This window comes from Allobosea eneae (assembly GCF_042657265.1).
Classification (GTDB): Bacteria; Pseudomonadota; Alphaproteobacteria; order Rhizobiales; family Beijerinckiaceae; genus Allobosea; species Allobosea eneae.
Genome location: NZ_JBHSLW010000076.1, coordinates 30895 through 49857 on the forward strand (window position 1 = coordinate 30895; position 18963 = coordinate 49857).

23 protein-coding genes are annotated in these 18963 nt (G+C 66.4%); 10 read left to right on the forward strand and 13 right to left on the reverse strand.

Features of this window, described 5'->3' with window-relative positions:
• Positions 1 to 71 precede the first annotated feature (71 nt).
• Positions 72 to 1259, forward strand: a complete 1188-nt coding sequence (locus tag ACFPOB_RS27795; protein ID WP_377801501.1) for a MalY/PatB family protein — start codon at positions 72 to 74, stop codon at positions 1257 to 1259.
• Positions 1260 to 1273: 14 nt separating this feature from the next.
• On the opposite strand, the gene ACFPOB_RS27800 is transcribed toward ACFPOB_RS27795, so the two are convergent.
• From ACFPOB_RS27800 to ACFPOB_RS27815, 4 genes are all read right to left on the reverse strand, one after another.
• On the reverse strand, positions 1274 to 1729 hold the full coding sequence (locus tag ACFPOB_RS27800; RefSeq protein WP_377801502.1) for a hypothetical protein: 456 nt from the start codon (positions 1727 to 1729) through the stop codon (positions 1274 to 1276).
• A gap of 28 nt (positions 1730 to 1757) precedes the next feature.
• Positions 1758 to 2630, reverse strand: coding sequence for a matrixin family metalloprotease (locus tag ACFPOB_RS27805; RefSeq protein ID WP_377801503.1), 873 nt, complete (start codon positions 2628 to 2630; stop codon positions 1758 to 1760).
• A gap of 116 nt (positions 2631 to 2746) precedes the next feature.
• Positions 2747 to 3499: an anti-sigma factor gene (locus ACFPOB_RS27810; protein WP_377801504.1), complete on the reverse strand. Its 753-nt coding sequence runs from the start codon at positions 3497 to 3499 to the stop codon at positions 2747 to 2749.
• Complete coding sequence (locus ACFPOB_RS27815; RefSeq protein ID WP_377801505.1) at positions 3496 to 4059, reverse strand: sigma-70 family RNA polymerase sigma factor; 564 nt, start codon at positions 4057 to 4059, stop codon at positions 3496 to 3498. Before ACFPOB_RS27815 ends, ACFPOB_RS27810 begins: the two co-directional genes overlap by 4 nt.
• Before the next feature lie 200 nt (positions 4060 to 4259).
• Between ACFPOB_RS27815 and ACFPOB_RS27820 the strand changes: the two genes are divergently transcribed.
• The 4 genes from ACFPOB_RS27820 to ACFPOB_RS27835 all read left to right on the forward strand — a co-directional run bounded on the left by ACFPOB_RS27820 (position 4260) and on the right by ACFPOB_RS27835 (position 8352).
• On the forward strand, positions 4260 to 5048 hold the full coding sequence (locus tag ACFPOB_RS27820) for a DUF4394 domain-containing protein (RefSeq protein ID WP_377801506.1): 789 nt from the start codon (positions 4260 to 4262) through the stop codon (positions 5046 to 5048).
• A gap of 137 nt (positions 5049 to 5185) precedes the next feature.
• Positions 5186 to 6634 carry a DUF1800 domain-containing protein gene (locus ACFPOB_RS27825; RefSeq protein ID WP_377801507.1) on the forward strand — a complete coding sequence of 483 codons (1449 nt, stop codon included), beginning with the start codon at positions 5186 to 5188 and terminating at the stop codon, positions 6632 to 6634.
• Positions 6635 to 6636: 2 nt separating this feature from the next.
• Complete coding sequence (locus ACFPOB_RS27830) at positions 6637 to 7881, forward strand: DUF1501 domain-containing protein (protein WP_377801508.1); 1245 nt, start codon at positions 6637 to 6639, stop codon at positions 7879 to 7881.
• Between the two features lie 117 nt (positions 7882 to 7998).
• Positions 7999 to 8352 carry a GIY-YIG nuclease family protein gene (locus ACFPOB_RS27835; RefSeq protein ID WP_377801509.1) on the forward strand — a complete coding sequence of 118 codons (354 nt, stop codon included), beginning with the start codon at positions 7999 to 8001 and terminating at the stop codon, positions 8350 to 8352.
• Between the two features lie 27 nt (positions 8353 to 8379).
• Here ACFPOB_RS27835 and leuD read toward each other — a convergent pair whose 3' ends face one another.
• The 6 genes from leuD to ACFPOB_RS27865 all read right to left on the reverse strand — a co-directional run bounded on the left by leuD (position 8380) and on the right by ACFPOB_RS27865 (position 12085).
• Positions 8380 to 8982 carry a 3-isopropylmalate dehydratase small subunit gene (gene leuD / locus ACFPOB_RS27840; RefSeq protein ID WP_377801510.1) on the reverse strand — a complete coding sequence of 201 codons (603 nt, stop codon included), beginning with the start codon at positions 8980 to 8982 and terminating at the stop codon, positions 8380 to 8382.
• Positions 8983 to 9032: 50 nt separating this feature from the next.
• A complete protein-coding gene (locus tag ACFPOB_RS27845; protein ID WP_377801511.1) occupies positions 9033 to 9665 on the reverse strand; it encodes a LysE family translocator in 633 nt (210 codons plus the stop codon).
• 5 nt (positions 9666 to 9670) lie between these two features.
• Positions 9671 to 10129: a metallopeptidase family protein gene (locus ACFPOB_RS27850; protein ID WP_377801512.1), complete on the reverse strand. Its 459-nt coding sequence runs from the start codon at positions 10127 to 10129 to the stop codon at positions 9671 to 9673.
• Complete coding sequence (locus tag ACFPOB_RS27855; RefSeq protein ID WP_377801513.1) at positions 10129 to 10374, reverse strand: hypothetical protein; 246 nt, start codon at positions 10372 to 10374, stop codon at positions 10129 to 10131. Before ACFPOB_RS27855 ends, ACFPOB_RS27850 begins: the two co-directional genes overlap by 1 nt.
• A gap of 26 nt (positions 10375 to 10400) precedes the next feature.
• The gene (leuC, locus tag ACFPOB_RS27860) at positions 10401 to 11819 is read right to left on the reverse strand and encodes a 3-isopropylmalate dehydratase large subunit (RefSeq protein ID WP_377801514.1); all 1419 of its coding nucleotides are present in this window, start codon (positions 11817 to 11819) and stop codon (positions 10401 to 10403) included.
• An 89-nt stretch (positions 11820 to 11908) separates the two neighbouring features.
• The gene (locus tag ACFPOB_RS27865) at positions 11909 to 12085 is read right to left on the reverse strand and encodes a hypothetical protein (RefSeq protein ID WP_175506860.1); all 177 of its coding nucleotides are present in this window, start codon (positions 12083 to 12085) and stop codon (positions 11909 to 11911) included.
• Between the two features lie 151 nt (positions 12086 to 12236).
• Between ACFPOB_RS27865 and ACFPOB_RS27870 the strand changes: the two genes are divergently transcribed.
• The gene (locus ACFPOB_RS27870; RefSeq protein WP_377801515.1) at positions 12237 to 12635 is read left to right on the forward strand and encodes a hypothetical protein; all 399 of its coding nucleotides are present in this window, start codon (positions 12237 to 12239) and stop codon (positions 12633 to 12635) included.
• Between the two features lie 104 nt (positions 12636 to 12739).
• Here ACFPOB_RS27870 and kynA read toward each other — a convergent pair whose 3' ends face one another.
• Positions 12740 to 13588: a tryptophan 2,3-dioxygenase gene (gene kynA / locus ACFPOB_RS27875; RefSeq protein WP_377801516.1), complete on the reverse strand. Its 849-nt coding sequence runs from the start codon at positions 13586 to 13588 to the stop codon at positions 12740 to 12742.
• A 100-nt stretch (positions 13589 to 13688) separates the two neighbouring features.
• Between kynA and ACFPOB_RS27880 the strand changes: the two genes are divergently transcribed.
• On the forward strand, positions 13689 to 14900 hold the full coding sequence (locus ACFPOB_RS27880) for an aminotransferase class V-fold PLP-dependent enzyme (RefSeq protein WP_377801517.1): 1212 nt from the start codon (positions 13689 to 13691) through the stop codon (positions 14898 to 14900).
• 318 nt (positions 14901 to 15218) lie between these two features.
• Here ACFPOB_RS27880 and rplS read toward each other — a convergent pair whose 3' ends face one another.
• Complete coding sequence (gene rplS / locus ACFPOB_RS27885) at positions 15219 to 15611, reverse strand: 50S ribosomal protein L19 (RefSeq protein WP_377801518.1); 393 nt, start codon at positions 15609 to 15611, stop codon at positions 15219 to 15221.
• Positions 15612 to 15962: 351 nt separating this feature from the next.
• Between rplS and ACFPOB_RS27890 the strand changes: the two genes are divergently transcribed.
• Together ACFPOB_RS27890 and ACFPOB_RS27895 are read left to right on the forward strand one after the other, a co-directional pair.
• A complete protein-coding gene (locus tag ACFPOB_RS27890; protein ID WP_377801519.1) occupies positions 15963 to 16706 on the forward strand; it encodes a sulfite exporter TauE/SafE family protein in 744 nt (247 codons plus the stop codon).
• Between the two features lie 67 nt (positions 16707 to 16773).
• Positions 16774 to 17562 carry an SDR family NAD(P)-dependent oxidoreductase gene (locus ACFPOB_RS27895; RefSeq protein ID WP_377801520.1) on the forward strand — a complete coding sequence of 263 codons (789 nt, stop codon included), beginning with the start codon at positions 16774 to 16776 and terminating at the stop codon, positions 17560 to 17562.
• Here the strand turns inward: ACFPOB_RS27895 and ACFPOB_RS27900 are convergent.
• Positions 17559 to 18422 (reverse strand): NmrA family NAD(P)-binding protein, encoded by an 864-nt coding sequence (locus ACFPOB_RS27900; RefSeq protein WP_377801521.1) that lies wholly within the window; start codon positions 18420 to 18422, stop codon positions 17559 to 17561. The genes ACFPOB_RS27895 and ACFPOB_RS27900 overlap by 4 nt on opposite strands.
• Before the next feature lie 89 nt (positions 18423 to 18511).
• On the opposite strand from ACFPOB_RS27900, the gene ACFPOB_RS27905 reads away from it, so the two are divergent.
• Positions 18512 to 18856, forward strand: a complete 345-nt coding sequence (locus ACFPOB_RS27905) for a winged helix-turn-helix transcriptional regulator (RefSeq protein ID WP_377801522.1) — start codon at positions 18512 to 18514, stop codon at positions 18854 to 18856.
• The last annotated feature ends 107 nt before the right edge of the window (positions 18857 to 18963 follow it).

Sequence of the window (18963 nt, forward strand, 5' to 3'; positions counted from 1 at the left end):
ACGCTGCTGGCGGAGAAGAGCTTTCTTGGTATGCGATGGTCTCGTGCTGGCCCGGCAATGCATCGGAACCCATGATGATCGCAGCTTCGACCTTTGACTTGCATATCGACCGCCGCGGCAGCAACTGCGCCAAATGGGACAAGATGGAAGCCATCTACGGCGTGCCGGTCTCCGACGGTATCGCCATGTGGGTCGCCGACATGGACTTCCGCCCGCCTCCTTGCGTCCAGGCCGCGGTCGAGGCGATGGCCGCCCATGGCGTCTACGGCTATTTCGGCGACGAGAGGACGAACAGCGACGCGATCCGCTGGTGGATGCAGGAACGCCATGGCTGGGAGGTCACACCGGAAGCGATCTTCACCACGCACGGGCTGGTGAACGGCACCGCGCTCTGCGTCGACGCCTATAGCAAGCCCGGCGACAGCGTCGTGCTGATGACGCCGGTCTACCACGCCTTCGCCCGCGTCATCAAAGCTGCCGGCCGCGACGTCGTCGAATGCCGGCTCGCGCAGGAAGACGATCGCTACGTCCTCGACATCCCCGGCTGGGATGCGCAGATGACCGGCAAGGAGACGATGCTGATCCTGTGCTCGCCGCACAATCCCGGCGGGCGCGTCTGGACCCGCGACGAGCTCCGCCAGATCGCCGATTTCTGCGTTCGCCACGACCTGATCCTGGTCTCGGACGAGATCCATCACGACCTGGTCATGCCCGGCTACAAACATACGGTCATGGCCAATGCCGCGCCGGAGATCGTCGATCGCCTGGTGATGATGACGGCGACGACCAAGACCTTCAACATCGCCGGCGCCCATGTCGGCAACGTCATCATTCCCGATGAAAAATTGCGCGCGCCGTTCCGCGCCCGGATGAACGCGCTCGGCATCTCCCCGAACGCCTTCGGCATGGAGATGTCGACGGCGGCCTACAGCAAGGAGGGCGCGGCCTGGGTGGATGCGCTCACGACCTATCTCGACGGCAATCGCAAGCTCTTCGACGATGCGATCAACGCCGTTCCCGGCCTGCGCTCGATGCCGCTCGAGGCGACCTATCTCGCCTGGGTCGATTTTTCCGGCACCGGCATGGAGCCAAGGGATTTCATCGCTCGCGTCGAGAAGCAGGCGAAGATCGCGGTGAATCATGGTGCGAGCTTCGGCGCTGGCGGCGACAGCTTCCTGCGCTTCAACCTCGCGACCCAGCGTTCCGTGGTGGCCGAGGCGGCCGAGCGCCTGAAGCGGGCCTTCGCAGACCTTCAGTAATCGAGGTCGCAGGGTCAGGCGATATTCCGCGTCAGCTCGGCGAGTTGCTGCGGCGACAACAGGTAAAGGCTCGGCTCGGCCTTGCGTGCGTAGCGCACCATCATCCGGCTGTTCCTGGGGCAGGCGCAGCGCCTCCCGTTCGAAGGCGGGCATAGCGTCGCGGTGAGCAGTTCCTTGTCCATCGCCTCGATCGTCATCTTGCCGACGATGTCGTCGGCCTGCGATTGGCGCGAGTGGGCGATGATCTGGCGCTTGCGCTTATAGGCGAGCACCGCCGCGGCAGTCGACTTGCCGTAGGTATCCGTCTTCAGCTCGGCCGGATCGATCACCGCGCCGTCGAGCGCGCGCAGGGCGGCCTGGATCCGCCGCACATGGATGCCCTTGTGGCCGAGAAGCACATGGGCGGAGTCCTTCACGAGACAGGCCTGCAGCTTGGGATCGTCCTTGAAGGCGTAGGATTTGAGCGGCATGCGGAAAGATCCCCGAACGTTTATCGCTTCAGGCCGAGTTGTTCAGGAAGTCGATCTCGGGCTCGCGAAAGGCTTTGATGTCCTTCTTGGCATAAGGCTCCATGACCGAGCCCGAATCCGGATTGTGCCCGAGGCCGAGCGCATGGCCGATCTCGTGAAGGATGACCTGTGACATCGGATATTCGTCGCTAGGCTCGATGAATATGTACTTTTTGCCCCAGCAGATACCGATCGGGTCGTCGTGAGTTTTGTCGTAGCGTATCCGCCAAACGAATATGAGGTAGTAGTCGACCGCGGCTGGCGGCAGCGTCTGGTTCCAGAAGGCAAATTCCGTGGGGCCATTATCGGCCGTTCCGATAGGGACTTCCGGATAATCCTTGTCGACTTTCAATTCGACGAGGTCGGCCTGTGCCCAGGCCTGCACATTGGCTTCGCCGAACAAGCGCTGGTTGGCCCACTGGGTTTCCTTGAGCAGGGTCTGCTTGTCGTGGTCGATCTTGCGGCCCAGGAGATCGACAAGGATGAATGGCTTGTAGCGAACTGGGCGGACGATCTTGCAGTTGATCCTGAGCCAGGAGGCGTCGGCTCGGCTGCCGTTGGCGCGTTGCAGGGTCAGGCTGAAGCGACCGGAGACATCGGACAACAGCGCGAACTGGACAGTGGTTTTGCGCGGGAGCTGGAACACCTCTGCGGTGTCGTGCATGCCGAGCGATGTGAGCGCAGGTATGACGTCGGTCAGCTTGAGAGCCGAGCGCGGCCTGACGATCAGGACCCAGTCGGCGTCGTCGGTGATCACCGACATGGCGCGCGGGCGGCCCAGCGGCAACATCTGATAGTTGTTTTTCCTGTCCCACCCATCGGGCTCTGCCCACCAGAGTGGTTTCTCGAATCTCGCGACCATCTCGCTCGCCCGTGGAGTGCGCCGGCACATCGAGGCCGTTGCATGCGACTCTATGGCGAGGCCCGGATATGCCGCGTCCCCTAAATGAAGGAGTGTCGACGCGGAACGCTGCGACCTTACAGCCGCTGCGAGGTCGTGCCCTTGGCGATGATCGGCCCGGTCGGCCGGCCGGTCGGCGAGCCGCTTGCCGGCTCGAGCGTGATCTCGAAGAGCTGGTCCCGGCCGAGCGGCAGATTGTCGAGCCGCAGCGGCGTCGAGCGCGCCCGATCGATCAGGCCGACAGAGCGCGGGCCGACAGCGCGGTCCCACAAGGTCCAGATCTCCAGCGCCTTGCCGGCCGGCACGTCGATGCTCTGCAGCGGCAGCATCTCGACGCGCCCATCGGCGAAGGTGTTGACCACCGCGGCAGCGACATTGCTGTCGGTCAGGAGCACCGCGACCATCAGCGGCTGACGCTTGGCACGATCAAGCGCGCCGACCAGACCAACAGCCAGCAGCACGGTCGCCAGCGCGCCGGCGAAGGCGGCGCCACGCCAGACGAACAGGCTGTTCCACCAGTCGGCGAGGCGGCCGGAGCCGGCTGTCGCCGGGCGCGTCGCCGCAGCCGAGGCGGCTGGCTGCATCAGGCCCGCCAGCCCGGCTTCGATCCGGGGCCAGAGATCGACCCGAGGCGCGATCGGCGTGGCGGTCGCGTCGAGCGCGAAGAAGTGAACGCGCCAGCGCTCGACCGAAGCGGCGAAGTCGCGGTCTGCATCGAGCCGGCGCTCGGCCGCCGCGAACTCGGCTTCGTCAAGCAGTCCGAGCACATATTCGCCGGCAAGCGCGTCGCGCTCGGGCGGGCTGAGTTGATCGTCGCGGGAGGGGCTCATCCGAGGCACTCCTTCAGCGAGAGCAGCGAGCGGCGGATCCAGGATTTGACGGTGCCGAGCGGCAATTTGAGGCGCCCGGCGATCTCGCCATGCGTCAGCCCTTGCACGAAGGCGAGCAGTACGAGGCCGCGCCGCTGTGGCGGCAGCATCTCCAGGCAGGCTCGCAGCGCGCTGGCATCCGACAGCTTCGCCATCACCGTCTCCGGATCGTCCTCCTCGCTCGCCGTCTCCTCGGCGATCGGAGTGTCGCTCGTCTCGGTCCGCTTCTCGTCGCGCAGGATCGAAAGGGCGCGGTTGCGCAGGATGGCATAGATCCAGGTCAGGCCGGCGCCGCGCTCGGGATCGAAGCGGCCAGCATGCCTGAAGATCAGCACGAACGCGTCCTGCACCGCTTCCTCCGCCAGGGCGCGGCGCTTCAAGAGACGTTGCGCCACACCGAGCATACGCGGCGACTCGGCCTCGTAGATGCGCCTGAGCGCGTTTTTGTCGCCGGCGGCGCAGGCGAGCAGCGCGGTTTCGATCTCGCCGGGCTGTGCTTCCTGCGTTGCCTCGCTCGCCATCCGTCTCCCCGGTCTCCCGCCGCCCTCACGGATACGGCGGCCAATAGATACCCGATGCTGCCGGTATTGGATGCAGGCCGCAGCTTTTATTTTTTCCTCCGCATCCGCATCGGAGTCTGGTCGCTATCCGCCATGGGTGCCGCGCCGCAGGAGGCCTCGGCCAACCCTTTGAGATCGCGACACGAACCGGAGGACATCACATGACCAAGGCTCGCAACCTACTTCTCGCTTCCACCATTCTCAGCGCGGCTTTCGCGGCGACTGCAGCCCAGGCCGGCACGCTCGCCGTCCTGACCGGCGACGACACGCTCACCATGGTCGACACCGCGACCCAAAAGGCCGGCAAGTCGATGAAGGTCACGGGTATCAATGGCAAGATCGCCGGCATCGATGTCCGCCCCGCCGACGGCATGCTCTATGCGCTCGCCACCGACGGCACGATCTACACGGTCGACAAGGCCGGCAAGGCGACAATGAAGTCGAAGATGGACACGGTGCTCTCGGCCAGCACGATGGCGACGGTCGATTTCAACCCGGCCGCTGATCGTCTGCGCGTCATCGGCGCCGACGGCACCAATCTTCGCGTCAATGTCGACGACGGCAAGACCACGGTCGACGGCAAGCTGAAGTTCGCCGAGACCGACATGCACAAGGGCGAGACGCCGATGGTCGTCGCCGGTGCCTACAGCAATTCGGTCAAGGGTACCAAGGAAACGGCGCTCTACGACATCGACGGCAAGATCGGCGGGCTGTTGAAGCAGGCGCCGCCGAATGACGGCGTGCTCGGCGCGATCGGCAAGCTCGGCATCACCCCGAAGGCGATCGCCTTCGATATCGAGACGGCGGCCGACGGCAGCAATACCGGCTGGCTGGTGGCCGATGGCGGCCTCTACAAGCTCGACATCACCACCGGCAAGGCCGCGATGGTCGGCAAGATCGGCGGGCTCAGCGCGCCGGTGCGCGATGTCGCGGCGCTGCCGGCGATGTGACCTGGACGCATCTTGCGACCTGCGAGAGGCCGCCGCTCCGAATGGGGCGGCGGCTTTTGCGTTGCGGATATGGTCGGGCTTTCGCCATAGTTGCAGTGGAGCTTGCTCATGGCGACGCAGATGGCGGAGGCGAGGGCATGGCGGATTGGTCAGACCCACGCTTGAAGATGCAGGCCTTGCAGCGCTTGGGCTTGGGCCCGAAGCCGGGGCAGGGCGGAGCGTCGGGAGATGTCCGCGAGCGCCTGCTGGCGGAGATTCGCAGCGACGGCGCGCAGCAGCCGCGCGTCAGCTTCTCCGGCGCTGCGCCGATCGGGCGAGCGCTTTATGCGTTCGAGGATGAGGAGCGCGCCGCGCGCGAATCGCGCCGGGTTGCCGGCCAGCAAGGCATGGAGCAGGGCGTGCAGGTCGCCGCCGCGCCGCCTATGCCCGGGCAGCCGCAAGGCCAGATGCAGGCGCCGGCGCAGCCGGTTCCCCAGTTTCCGCAGGCCGTCTACCGCGAGGAGGTCGTCGCCCGCGTCCAGGGCGCGCTCGAGGCCGAAGCCGGTTTCGCCGAGCGGCTGGTGCAGTTCTGGTCGAACCATTTCTGCGTCTCGGTCGCCAAGGGCAATTTCGTCCGCGCCATGGCCGGCGCCTTCGAGCGCGAGGCGATCCGCCCCAACATCTTCGGCCGTTTCGAGGACCTGCTGATCGCAGTCGAGAGCCATCCGGCGATGCTCAACTTCCTCGACAACCAGCTCTCGATCGGCCCGGATTCGCGCGCCGGCAAGCGTCGCGGCCGCGGCCTCAACGAGAACCTCGCCCGCGAGATCATGGAGTTGCACACGCTCGGCGTCTCCGGCGGCTATACGCAGGCCGACGTCACCTCGCTGGCGCGGATCATCACCGGCTGGACGGTGGTCGGGCGCGATGCGCGGTTGGGCTTCCCCGGCTCCTTCGCCTTCAATCCCGGCCTGCACGATCCTGGCGGCCAGAGGCTGCTCGGCAAGGTCTATCGGCAGGAGGGCAAGGAGAAAGGCATGGCGGCGCTGGCCGATCTCGCCCGCCATCCGAGCACGGCGAGCTTCATCGCCCGCAAGCTCGCCCGCCATTTCGTCGCCGACGAGCCGCCGCAGTCGCTGGTCGGCGAGCTCACTCGTGTCTTCCGCGAGACGGGTGGTGATCTTGCCGCGCTCTCGCGGGCGCTGGTGTCCTCCGAAGCTGTCTGGATCACATCCGCGACCAAGCTGCGCACGCCGCAGGAATTCCTGGTCGCCGCGTTTCGGGCGCTCGGCCGCAAGCCAGATTATGGCCAGGTCGCCGGGCCGCTCGGCGTGATGGGACAGCCGCTCTGGCAGCCCTCCGGCCCGGACGGCTATCCCGACACGAACGCCGCCTGGGCGACGCCCGAGGGCATCAAGACCCGCATCGATGTCGCAGCCCAGCTCGGCCGGCAGGCGGCAGGTTCGGTCGCCGATCCGCGTGCGCTGGTCGAGGAGGTGCTCGGCCCGCTCGCGTCGCCGCAGACCCGGCAGGCGGTGGCGCGTGCCGAGAGTAAGCCGCAGGCGCTCGCGCTGCTCCTGATGTCGCCTGAATTCCAGCGGAGGTGAGCATGGCCACCGACGACGATGATTGCGAACGGATGACGCCCTCGCGCCGCGCCGTGCTCGGTGCGGCCAGCGCGCTCTTTGCATGGTCCTATATGCCGAAATTCGCCCATGCGGCGGCTGGCTCGCGCGATTCCCGCTTCCTGCTGGTGGTGCTGCGCGGCGCGCTCGACGGACTCTCGGCCGTGCCGCCGCTCGGCGACCCCGGTTACGCCGATCTGCGCGAGGGCATCGCACTCTGCAAGGACGGGCCGGAGGCGGCGCTGCCGCTCGATGGCTTCTTCTATCTGCACCCGGCGATGCCAAACCTGGCCCGGCTCTATGCCGAGGGACAGGCGGCGATCGTCCATGCCAGCGCCACCGGCTATCGCGAGCGCTCGCATTTCGACGGGCAGGACGTGCTCGAAAGCGGGCAGGGCGGCCCGGGCAAGACCGATAGCGGCTGGCTCAACCGGCTGATCGCCAGCCTGCCGCCGGGCGAGGCGGTGTCGCGCCACGGCGCGCTCGGCGTCGGCGTGGTCCCGCCTCTGGTGGTGCGCGGCGAGGCGCCGGTGCTCGGCTGGGCGCCGCCGCGCATGGCGCGGGCCGGCGCCGATCTCGTCCAGCGCCTCGGCGATCTCTATGGCGAGCGCGATCCCAATTTGGCGCTGGTGCTGAAACGGGCGATCGAGACCGAGCTGATTGCGACCAGGCAGGGCGCCGAGCAGCCTCGTGGCGGCGGTGGTCCCGACAGCGCCGAAGGTATGAAGCGCATCGCCGAAGGCGCGGCGAGGCTGGTCGGGGCCGATGACGGCCCACGCATTGCCGCGCTGGCGTTCGAAGGCTGGGACACACATGCCAACGAGGGCGGCGCCAAGGGCCGCCTCGCGACGCTGCTCGGCGGGCTCGACGGCGCGCTCGCCACCTTCGAGAGCGGGCTGAAACCCGTCTGGCAGGATACGGTGGTGATGGTCGTCACCGAGTTCGGCCGCACCGCCCGCGTCAACGGCACGGTCGGCACCGATCACGGCACCGGCACGGTCGCCTTCCTGGTCGGCGGCGCGGTCAGGGGCAGGCGGATCATCGCCGACTGGCCCGGCCTCAAGCCCGAGCAGTTGCACGAGCAGCGCGACCTCAGGCCGACCACCGATATCCGAGCGGTCGCGAAGGGCGTCGTTGCCGACCTCTTCGGGCTCTCGGGGCCTGTGCTGGCCGAGAAGGTGTTCCCCGGCACCGGCGGGCTCGCGCCGATGCAGGGGCTGATTGTATAGTCAGCCTAGTTTCTCCACAGCCCTCATCCTGAGGAGCCGCGTAGCGGCGTCTCGAAGGATGATCCAGAATGGCTGCTGATGGTTTACGCCTGAGAAGTCGGAATCTGGGGGATCGCAATGCGCGATACCAATGGATGCTGGGTCTACATTGTCAGATGCGCCGACGGAGCCTTTTATACTGGCTCAACGCGCTCGACCGTTGAGATCCGCGTCGCGGAGCACAACAATTGTGTTCACACTGACGGGTTTACCTCTAAACGCACACCGGTAACGCTGGTCTTTGCCGAGCATTTCCAAGCTATCACAGATGCGATTGCCATGGAGCGACGTATCAAGGGTTGGTCTCGCGCCAAGAAGGAAGCGTTCATCGCGGGCGATTTCGAACGCCTCTCGCTTTTGTCGAAGCGGAAACCCACAGCCCCCGTCCTTCGAGACGCCGCTGACGCGGCTCCTCAGGATGAGGGCTGTTGATCGTTGGCGGCTTAGGATACCCGCTACTCAAGCCCAGGCGCGGCCCTTCAGCTTCTCCTCATAGGCGTCGATCTTGGTCGACTTCTCCATGGTGAGGCCGATGTCGTCGAGGCCGTTGAGCAGGCAGTGCTTGCGGAACGGGTCGATCTCGAAACGGATCTCGCCGCCATCCGGACCCTTGATGCTCTGGTTGACGAGGTCGACGGTCAGCGTCGCGTTGGCGCCGCGGTCGGCGTCGTCGAACAGCTTGTCGAGGTCTTCCTGGCTGACCACGATCGGCAGGATGCCGTTCTTGAAGCAGTTGTTGTAGAAAATGTCGGCGAAGCTGGTCGAGATCACGCAGCGAATGCCGAAGTCGAGCAGCGCCCAGGGCGCATGCTCGCGCGAGGAGCCGCAGCCGAAATTGTCGCCGGCGACCAGGATCTCCGACTTGCGATAGGCCGGCTGGTTGAGGACGAAATCCGGGTTCTCCGAGCCGTCCTCCTTGTAGCGCATCTCCGAGAACAGCGCGGTGCCCAGCCCGGTGCGCTTGATCGTCTTCAGATACTGCTTGGGGATGATCATGTCGGTGTCGACATTGATCACCTTCAGCGGGGCGGGGGTCGAGGTCAGGGTGGTGAAGGGCTGCATGGCGGATACTCCGGCAGGTCTTGTCTGGTCAGGTTGGGGAGACGGCTCAGTCAGAGCTGCGCCGTCAGGAGCTTGAAGCTGGCGAAGGTAAAGAAGGCGGCGAGGCAGGCTTCGGCGCGGCGGCGGATCCTGCGATAGCCCGCCACCATCGAGGCGGTCGAGAACAGGTAGGCATAGGTCTGGTTGATCGCGAGCGAGATCGTCAGGCATCCCAGGATGATGGCGTAGAGCACCACCGCCGGCGTCTCGGGACGCAGGCCGAGCGCGATGATCGCCGTCCAGCTCAGGATCGCTTTCGGGTTGGTGAGGTGCATCAGGTAGCCGCGCAGATAGAGGCGGCGGCCCGAGAGGCCGGCTTTCGGCGGCGGCATCTCCGCCTGCATGGCCGAGCGCGCGGAGCGCCAGGCCAGGAACAGAAGATAGAGCCCTCCGACGATCTTGATGGCGTAGAGTGCGCCGGGATGGGCGACGATCAGTGCGGTGACGCCGACCGCGGCGAGGATGCCCCAGGTCAGCGATCCCGTGGTGACGCCGAGCGCCAGCGTCATCCCGGCTTTCCGGCCATGCTCCATCGAGGTCGCCATCACCTGGAGATTGCTCGGTCCAGGGCTGGCGACGGCGATGAAGAAGGCCGAGAAGACCAGGGCCAGGTCAGGCAGGTGGCGGATCAGTTCGCCGAGCATCTCTCTTATCCTGCCGCCTTCTCGATCGCGTCCATGTCGTCGTCGTCGAAGCCGAAATGGTGGCCGATCTCGTGGACGAGCACATGGGTGACGATGGCGCCGAGCGTCTCGTCATGCTCGGCCCAGTAGTCGAGGATCGGCCGGCGATAGAGATGGATGGTGTTGGGCATCTGCCCGGTCTGCGGAGCATAGCCCTGCTGCGGCAGGCCGATCCCTGAGAACAGGCCGAGCAGGTCGAAGGGGCTCTCGGCCTCGAGCTCCTTCAGCACATCGTCCTCGGGGAACTCGGTGATAGTGATGACGAGGTCGGCGCAGAGCTTGCGGAAATCCTCGGGCAGGCGGTCATAGGCCGCCTGCGCCAGGATCTCGAACTCGGCGGTCGAGGGCGCGCGCACGCCGTCCCAGTCGAGGCCTTGCGAGGGCTCGCCCGAAGCGGCGGACTTGATCGAGGGAACGGAGCCCATCACCAGATCTTCAGTTGATGCCCGAGCCACCAGGACAGGCCGATGAAGGCGATCAGCGAGAGACCCCGGCCGATTCTGCGGCCCCAGAGCTCGATGTTGTCGCCTTCCGGCGCGTCCTTGCCGGAGAAGTGGTCGGCCGCACGGCCCATGGAGGAGCCGAGAAAGCTCTCATCGTCGCGCCGGACGCGATCGAGCGCTTCCTTGGCCTCCTTGGCACGGGCGGCGTCGCGGGGATCGGTGCTCATGACGTCCTCCCACGAACTGACCCGCTTCAGCCCAGCGTCCGCACGTCGACGAAGCGGCCGGTCAGGGCTGCCGCCGCTGCCATCGCCGGCGAGACGAGGTGGGTGCGGCCGCGATAGCCTTGGCGGCCCTCGAAATTGCGGTTCGAGGTCGAGGCGGCGCGCTGGCCCGGCTTGAGCTGGTCGGGGTTCATGCCCAGGCACATCGAGCAGCCCGGCTCGCGCCATTCGAAGCCGGCGGCGATGAAGATCTTGTCGAGCCCCTCGGCCTCGGCCTGCTGCTTCACCAGGCCCGAGCCCGGCACGATCATGCCGTAGTCCAGGCTTTCATGGATCTTCTTGCCCTCGACGATCTTCGCGACCGTGCGCAGGTCCTCGATGCGGCCGTTGGTGCAGGAGCCGATCCAGATCACGTCCAGCGGAATCTCGGTCATCTTGGTGCCGGCGGTCAGGCCCATATACTCCAGCGCCCGCTTCTTCGAGGCGCGCTTGACCTCGTCCTCGATCTGGTCCGGATCGGGCACGGCGCCGGTCACCGAGATCACGTCCTCCGGGCTGGTGCCCCAGGAGACGATCGGCGGCAGGTTGGCGGCGTCGAGCTTGACGATACGGTCGAAATGCGCGCCCTCGTCGGTCCGCAGCGTCTCCCAGTAGCGCAGCGCCTCGTCCCAGGCGGTGCCCTTCGGCGCTTTCGGGCGATCCTTGAGATAGGCATAGGCCTTCTCGTCCGGCGCGACCATGCCGGCGCGGGCGCCGCCCTCGATCGACATGTTGCAGACGGTCATGCGGCCTTCCATGGAGAGGCCGCGAATGGCCTCGCCGGCATATTCGATCACCGAGCCGGTGCCGCCGGCGGTGCCGATCTCGCCGATGATGGCCAGCGTGATGTCCTTGGCGCCGACGCCCGGAGCGGGCTTGCCGTCGACCTGGACCAGCATGTTCTTGGCCTTCTTCTGGATCAGCGTCTGGGTGGCGAGCACATGCTCGACCTCCGAGGTGCCGATGCCATGGGCCAGTGCGCCGAAGGCGCCATGCGTCGAGGTGTGGCTGTCGCCGCAGACGATGGTGGTGCCGGGCAAGGTGAAGCCCTGCTCGGGGCCGACGATGTGGACGATGCCCTGGCGGATATCGAGCTCGTTGAAGTACTCGACGCCGAAATCCCTGGCGTTCTGGGCGAGCGCCTCGACCTGGATCCGGCTTTCCTCTTCCTGGATGCCCTTGGAGCGGTCGGTGGTCTGGATGTTGTGGTCGACCACGGCCAGCGTCTTGCCGGGGGCATGGACCTTGCGGCCGGTCATGCGCAAGCCTTCGAAGGCCTGCGGGCTGGTGACCTCGTGCACGAGGTGGCGGTCGATGTAGAGCAGGCAGGTGCCGTCGTCCTGGCGGTCGACGACATGGTCCTCGAAGATCTTGTCGTAGAGGGTGGTGGGGGCCTTGGTCGCAGTCATGGCTTCAAACGCCTTCGGTATGGAAATCGGTAGCGGCCCTATGGGCCAGCACGCATCGCAAAAGCCTGTCGCCGGCCGGACGGCCGGTCTCAGGCGCAGCTAAGGCCGGCTGCGAGCGAGGCCGTGAAACGGCCGAAGAAGCGCCAGGGCAGGCGGGCATGGTCATGCAGCGCGGCGAAGCCCTGGGTGGTCGGAAAACGGCGCAGGTTCAGCGTGCGGCGCATCACGCGCCGGACTTCGCCCCTGTTCTGCCGCTTCACCGTCATGGCTCGCTTCTACCAGTTCCAAACTGCACGGGCAACGCGGCGGCGCTGTCGCTGCGGCAGGCGCGTAGCGCGTTGCGTGCAGGGCTGTTATCTAGCGGCTCCCGCCGCGCCGCGAAAGGGTGGCTGCGCCGGCAAACGGATTGGTGATGCGATGGCGCGCTTCTTCCCCTTCATGTTGCTGGCGGTCATCGCCTATGGCGTCACCGTCGCTGCGATGGGCGTGCCGCTCTCCCGCGAGCTTCTGAATGTAGGCCTACCGTCCGGCACGGCCTTCGTGCTCACGGTCAGCGAACTCCTGCTCGCGATCTCGACCGTGGTGCTGTTCTTCGAGATCATGAACGCGACCAGCGCCAAGTCGAGCTCGATCCTCAACCATGGCCTCTCCATGGTGGTGTTCATCGCCTGCGGGCTGATCTTCCTGTTCATTCCCGGCTTCGGCACCGGCACCTTCATGATCATCACGCTGATGGCGCTGGTCGACGTGATCGCCGGCTATTCGATCAGCATCCTGACGGCGCGGCGGGACATGACCTTCGGGAACAACGAGTAAGCGCGCTTCCCGTCATTGCGAGAAGCGCAGCGACGAAGCACAATCCAGGGCCGTCGAGCGAGCCCTCCTGGATTGCTTCGCTTCGCTCGCAATGACGGTGAGGCCTACAATTCACTCCGCAGCTGCCACAGCTCCGGAAAGAAGGAGCGTTCCAGCGCCGTCTTCAGGAACTTCACGCCGCTGGAGCCGCCGGTGCCCTGCTTGAAGCCGATGATGCGCTCGACCGTCTTCATGTGGCGGAAGCGCCATTGCTGGAACTGGTCCTCGACATCGACCAACTCCTCGGCGAGTTCGTAGAGATCGAAATAGCGGTGCGTGTCGCGGTAGATCGAAAGCCAAGCCGCCTTCACGCCCGCGTTCGCGACATGGGGCTGGCTCCAGTCGCGCTCGACGCAACCCACCGGGATGGGCAGGCCGCGGCGCGCCAATAGCCGCAGCGCCTCGTCATAGAGGCTCGGCGCCTCCAGCAACCTGTTCAGGTGGGCGTGATGCTCGGGATGATGCTTGTGCATCGCCAGCATGCGCGGGTCCTTGGCGCCGAGGCGGAATTCGAGGGCGCGGTACTGATAGGACTGGAAACCGGAGGACTGGCCGAGCGCGTCGCGGAAGGCGAGATAGTCTGATGGAGTCATGGTCGAGAGCACGTCCCATGCGGTGACGAGCTGCGCCTGGATGCGCGAGACGCGCGCCAGCGACTTGAACGCCGGCTGCAATTCATCTGCGCGGATCGCGGCGATGGCGCCGTCGAGCTCATGGGCGGCGAGCTTCAGCCAGAGCTCCTGCACCTGGTGAATGGTGATGAACAAAAGCTCATCGGGTGCATCGCTCAGTGGCTTTTGCGCCGCGAGCAAGAGGTCGAGGCCGAGATAGGAGCCATAGTCCATCCGCTCCTTGAAATCGGTCTGCATGCCCGGCTCGATCCGGCTCTGGTGGTCGCCCGTCCCGCTGGTCATGATGCCGCCCTCGCTCGCCTCACGCCTTGACTGAGGGGAGGCGCGAGATATTTTAAGCTTAAAGTATTTTGCCGGTTCGGCAAGGCTGCGGAGCATGATGATGGACCAGCTGACGAAGGTTCCCGCGGCGCTCGGCCGTCCGCCGTTCGACCTTTCCGCCGAGTTCTCGCGCTTCCGCCAGAACTGGCCTGCGAGCCTGCATTTCGCCGCGCACAGCCATCATTTCTGGCCGGATGCGACCCGCGAGGCGCATTTGCGCGCTTGGGACGATGCCGCTCGCCTCGTCGACGGCAAGTGGCAGGAGGTGCTGGGACCGGTTTGGCAGAAGGTCGCGCAGGGCGTGGCGCGACACCTCAATCTGCCCGGGATCGACGGGCTGGTCCCGGCCAACAACACCCATGAATTCGTCAACCGCCTGCTCTCCTGCCTGCCGCGCGACCGCAGGCCGCGCATCCTGACCAGCGATGCCGAATTCCACTCCTTCCGGCGCCAGATCGAGCGGCTCGCCGAGGACGGTTTGATCGAGCTCACCATCGTGCCGGCCGAGCCTTTCGCCAGCCTGACCGAGCGGCTGATCGCGGCGGCACAGCAAGACCCCGGTCCCGACATGGTCTTCGTCAGCCAGGTCCATTTCAATTCCGGCTATGTGCTGACCGATCTGGAGGAGCTGGTCGACGGCGTCAGCGCGCCCGGGCGGCTCGTTGTCATCGACGGCTATCACGGCTTCCTGGCCCGCCCGACCGATCTCTCTGGGATTGCCGACAAGGCCTTCTACATCGCCGGCGGCTACAAATACGCGATGTCGGGCGAGGGCGCCTGCTTCATGCACTGCCCGCCCGGTTTCGCCAAACGGCCGCGCGACACCGGCTGGTATGCCTCCTTCGGCGCGCTTTCGGGCGCGCAGGGCGAGATCGGCTATGCTGAGAATGGCTGGCGCTTCATGGGCGCGACCTTCGACCCCTCCGGCCTCTACCGCATGGGCGCAATGTTCGACTGGCTGGGTGCCAAGGGCCTCGACGTTGCGGCTATCCACGCCCACGCCCATGCCTTGCAGGCGGTTTTCGCCGAGGGGCTGGCAAAGCAGCCTTGCGGCGTGCTCGCCCTGGAGAATTTGGTCGTGCCGCTGAGCGAGCCGGCGCGGGGCAATTTCCTGACCTTCCGCCATGCCGATGCGGCGAAGTGCCATGAGACGCTGAAGCAGGCCGGCATCACCGTCGATCTGCGCGGCGATCGTTTGAGAGTAGGCTTCGGACTCTACCAGACGGAAGCCGATGTGACGCTGCTGCTGGAGCGGCTTCTGACATTGCGGTAGGCTCCGCTCCCGTCAGCGATTGTGTGCTGGCCGATCGGACGGACGGAGCTGACGTGTGAAGACGCCTGGTGATCGCCGCCGCCGTCGCTTCCTGCTCGCGCAGGCGCCGGTGCCGCGCAGTTCCGCACCAGGCTCCGGCGGAGCGATTTCAACGCGAAGAACCGCGTCTGCCTGCAGCGCACCAAGCCTGTCTATGACCGCGGCGGCAGCATCTTAACCTGCGTACAGGGAATGACTGTCACGGCGGTTCACACGGGGCGGGCAACAAAAAACGCGGCCCGAAGGCCGCGTTCCCGAAACCCAAAAAGGAAGAGCGGCTTACTTGCCCTTGCTCTCGCCCTTGGCCGGCTTGGCGTCGACGCGCTCGGCGATACGGGCCGACTTGCCGCGACGATCGCGCAGGTAATACAGCTTGGCGCGGCGAACCTTGCCCTTGCGGACGACCTTGATCGAGTCGAGGTTAGGCGAATACAGCGGGAAGACGCGCTCGACGCCCTCGCCATAGGAAATCTTGCGGACGGTGAAGCTCTCGTTGAGGCCGCCGCCATTGCGGGCGATCACGACGCCTTCATAGGCCTGGACGCGGCTGCGCTCGCCTTCCTTGACCTTGACATTGACCTGCACGGTGTCGCCGGGCTGGAAATGCGGGATCTCCTTGCTCTCGGAGAGCTTGGCGATCTGCTCCTGGTCAAGCTGCTCGATGATGTTCATGGCTATCTCCATGGCCGTGTTCGCGCGGTAGCGCGGGCTTTCGGCTCGCTGTTTTCAGTTGAGGGCGTGGCCATACAGGAGCGCGGCAGGTTTGTCGAGACGCCGTGGCGACCGGGCCCGCAATTGTGCCGGAGCCGCGACCTGTCCTCTCCCCCCTTGTGGGGGAGAGCTAGAGAGGGGGGTAGTCAGCCGCGAGGCTGATCATGATCGGAACCTTAAAGCCGCTCACCCGGTCACCCCCCTCCCAACCCTCCCCCACAAGGGAGGAGGGCTCCCGCGCCCTATAGGCAAGCGTGAGAATGCTGCTCGACCGCCTTGCGCAAGATCGCCGGCAGGGCCACGAGAGTCAGCATGCCGGCCGAGATTCTGTCCTATGCCTCCCTGTTCACCCTCGTGGTCGGGCTGATCGCCGGCACCGTCGGCGGCGTGGTCGGCACCGGCTCCTCGATCATGCTGTTGCCGGTGCTGGTCTGGTCGTTCGGGCCGAAGCAGGCGGTGCCGATCATGGCGGTCGCAGCTGTGATGGCGAATCTGGCGCGGCTCGCCGCCTGGTGGCGCGAGATCGACTGGCGCGCCTTCCTCGCCTATGCGCTGCCCGGCATCCCGGCAGCGATGCTGGGCGCCCGTACGCTGCTGCAATTGCCGGCCGCGGTGATCGACATCGGCCTCGGCCTGTTCTTCCTGCTGATGATTCCTGGGCGGCGCTGGCTGGCGGCGCGCCGGATCAGGCTCGGCCTCTGGCAACTGGCTTTGGCCGGCGCGGCGATCGGCTTCCTGACCGGCCTCGTGCTCTCGACCGGCCCGCTCAGCGTGCCCGCCTTCGCCGCCTATGGCCTGGGCAAGGGCGCGCTGCTCTCGACCGAAGCCGCGACCTCGCTCTTCATCTATCTGACCAAGGTCGGTACCTTCCGCAGCTTCGGCGCGCTGCCGCTGGCGATCTTCGCCAAGGGGGTCATCGTCGGCTCTTCCCTGATGCTCGGCGCGTTCATCGGCAAGGCGCTGGTGCGGCGCATGGACGAGCGCACCTTCCAGCTCCTGCTCGACGGAATGATGCTGGTCTCCGGACTGTTTCTGCTGCTGGCGGCGTTTCGCTGAGCGCGCTTCCGGCCGGCCGCGCCGGGCTGTATGCAAGGCGGCAATCCCGAGGGAGCGGAGCAGCATCATGTCCGAGAGTTCGATCAAGACCGCCCTCGTCACCGGGGCCGCGCGCGGGATCGGCCTGGCGACGGCCAAGCGCTTCCTCGCCGACAACTGGCGCGTCGCCTTGCTCGATATCGACGAGCCGGAGCTCGCCAGGGCCATGGCCGAACTCGATGCACCCACCGTGACGATGTCGATCGGCTGCGATGTCGCGGTTCCCGAACAGGTCGCCGAGGCGGTCGATGCGGTGGTCGAGCGCTTCGGCCGGCTCGACGCCCTCGTCAACAATGCCGGCACCGCGGTGTTCAAGCCGCTGCTCGAAACCACTTACGCCGAATGGCAGCGCGTCCTCGCCGTCAATCTCGACGGGCCGTTCCTGACGACGCGAGCCGCGGCGCCGGTGATGGCCGACAATGGCGGCGGCGCCATCGTCAACATCACCTCGATCTCGGGCCTGCGCGCCTCGACGCTGCGTGTCGCCTACGGGACCAGCAAGGCGGCGCTCGCCCACCTCACCAAGCAGCAGGCGGCCGAGCTCGCCGGCCTCGGCATCCGCGTCAACGCGGTGGCGCCCGGCCCGGTCGAGACCGCCATGGCCAAGGCCGTGCACTCGTCGGAAATCCGCGCCGACTATCACGATGCCATCCCGCTTGCCCGCTACGGCGCCGAAGAGGAGCTCGCCGAGGCGATCTTCTTCCTGTGCAGCGACAAGGCGAGCTACATCACAGGACAGGTGCTCGCTGTCGATGGCGGCTTCGATGCGGTCGGCATCGGTCTGCCGACGCTGCGTGGGCAAAGGCGCAATCGCTAGCCCAGCAGCCCGGCCAGCGCCTCGTTCAGCGTGACCTTGCCGCGGCGCGTCTCGCCGACCGCCTCGAAGCCGGCGCGCCCGGCGTTCATCGCGTCGTAAAGCCCGGCGAGCTCGCGCGCATGGCTTGCGCTCAAGCCCGCGGCGATAAGCCCCGGTTCCCACTCTTCGCGCGGCGTCGCGACTGCCATGACCGGCTTATCGAGCAACTCGGTCAGCGCCTGTGCGGCTTCCTCCGGTGAATACTCGGCCGGCCCTTTCAGGTTGACGATCCGCTCGCCGGCATGCGGGCGGGCGAGCTCGGCTGCCGCCTGCCGGCCGACATCGACTGCGGAGACGGTCTCGCCGGCGGCATCGAGCGGCTGGCGCATGCTCGGCAGGATGCCGTGCTCGGCGGCGACGCCGAGCACGCTGCCCCAGTTCTCCATGAATTCGGTAGCGCGGATGAAGGTCAGCGACGGCGCGCTGCCGCGCAGTGCCTGCTCGAAATCGTGCAGGGCGCGCACGATGCCGGTCCCTTCGCTGCGATGGGCGCCGCTCGACGACAGGGCCACCACATGCGGCACGCCGGCACGGCGGATCGCCTCGGCGATCGCTGCGCCGTTCCTTGCTGCCGCAGCGAAGACGTCCTCGGCGGCGTGCGGCACCGGGTTCAGGACATAGACCGCATCAGCGCCGGCGAAGGCTGCCGTCAGCGCCTCGACATCGTCGAGATCGGCTTTGGCCAGAACGGAGCCCTTCTCGGCCAGCGCTGCCGCGTGGCTCGGCTCGCGCACGATCGCCTTGACCTTATGACCCGCTGCGAGTGCGGCTGCCAAAGCGGCGCCGCCCGTCTGTCCCGTCGCTCCCATGATCGCAAACATCATGTCCTCCTTCGGTTGCTGGAGAGGGCATAACAGGGCAGTATCAGAAGGATAAGTACGCACAATTTTTATACTGACTTGGAGCTGACATGCGCCCCTCGCTGAAAGACGTCCCCTATGTCTGGTGCCCGGTCGAGGCCACCATCGACGTGATCGGCGGCAAGTGGAAGGCGCTGATCCTGTTCCAGCTGACGCGCGGCCCATGCCGCTTCAACGCGCTGCGCCGGCTCCTGCCCCATGTGACGCAGCGGATGATGACCCTGCAGCTGCGGGCGCTCGAAGAGGATGGCATCATCTCGCGCAGCGTGCAGGAGACAGTGCCGCCCAAGGTCGAATACGCGCTGACCGAGCAAGGCTGGGCGCTCGGGCCGATCTTCGAGGCGATGGCGCTCTGGGGGCAGGCGCATGGCGCCCGCCGGTCGGAGCCGGGCTGAGAGGACGCGGCAACATTCCGCTTGCGCCGGCTCCGGAACGGCGCGAACCTGCCCTCCGACATCCCTCTTCGACGGCCGCCCGACCCTGTCGGGCCCGAGCGACCGCC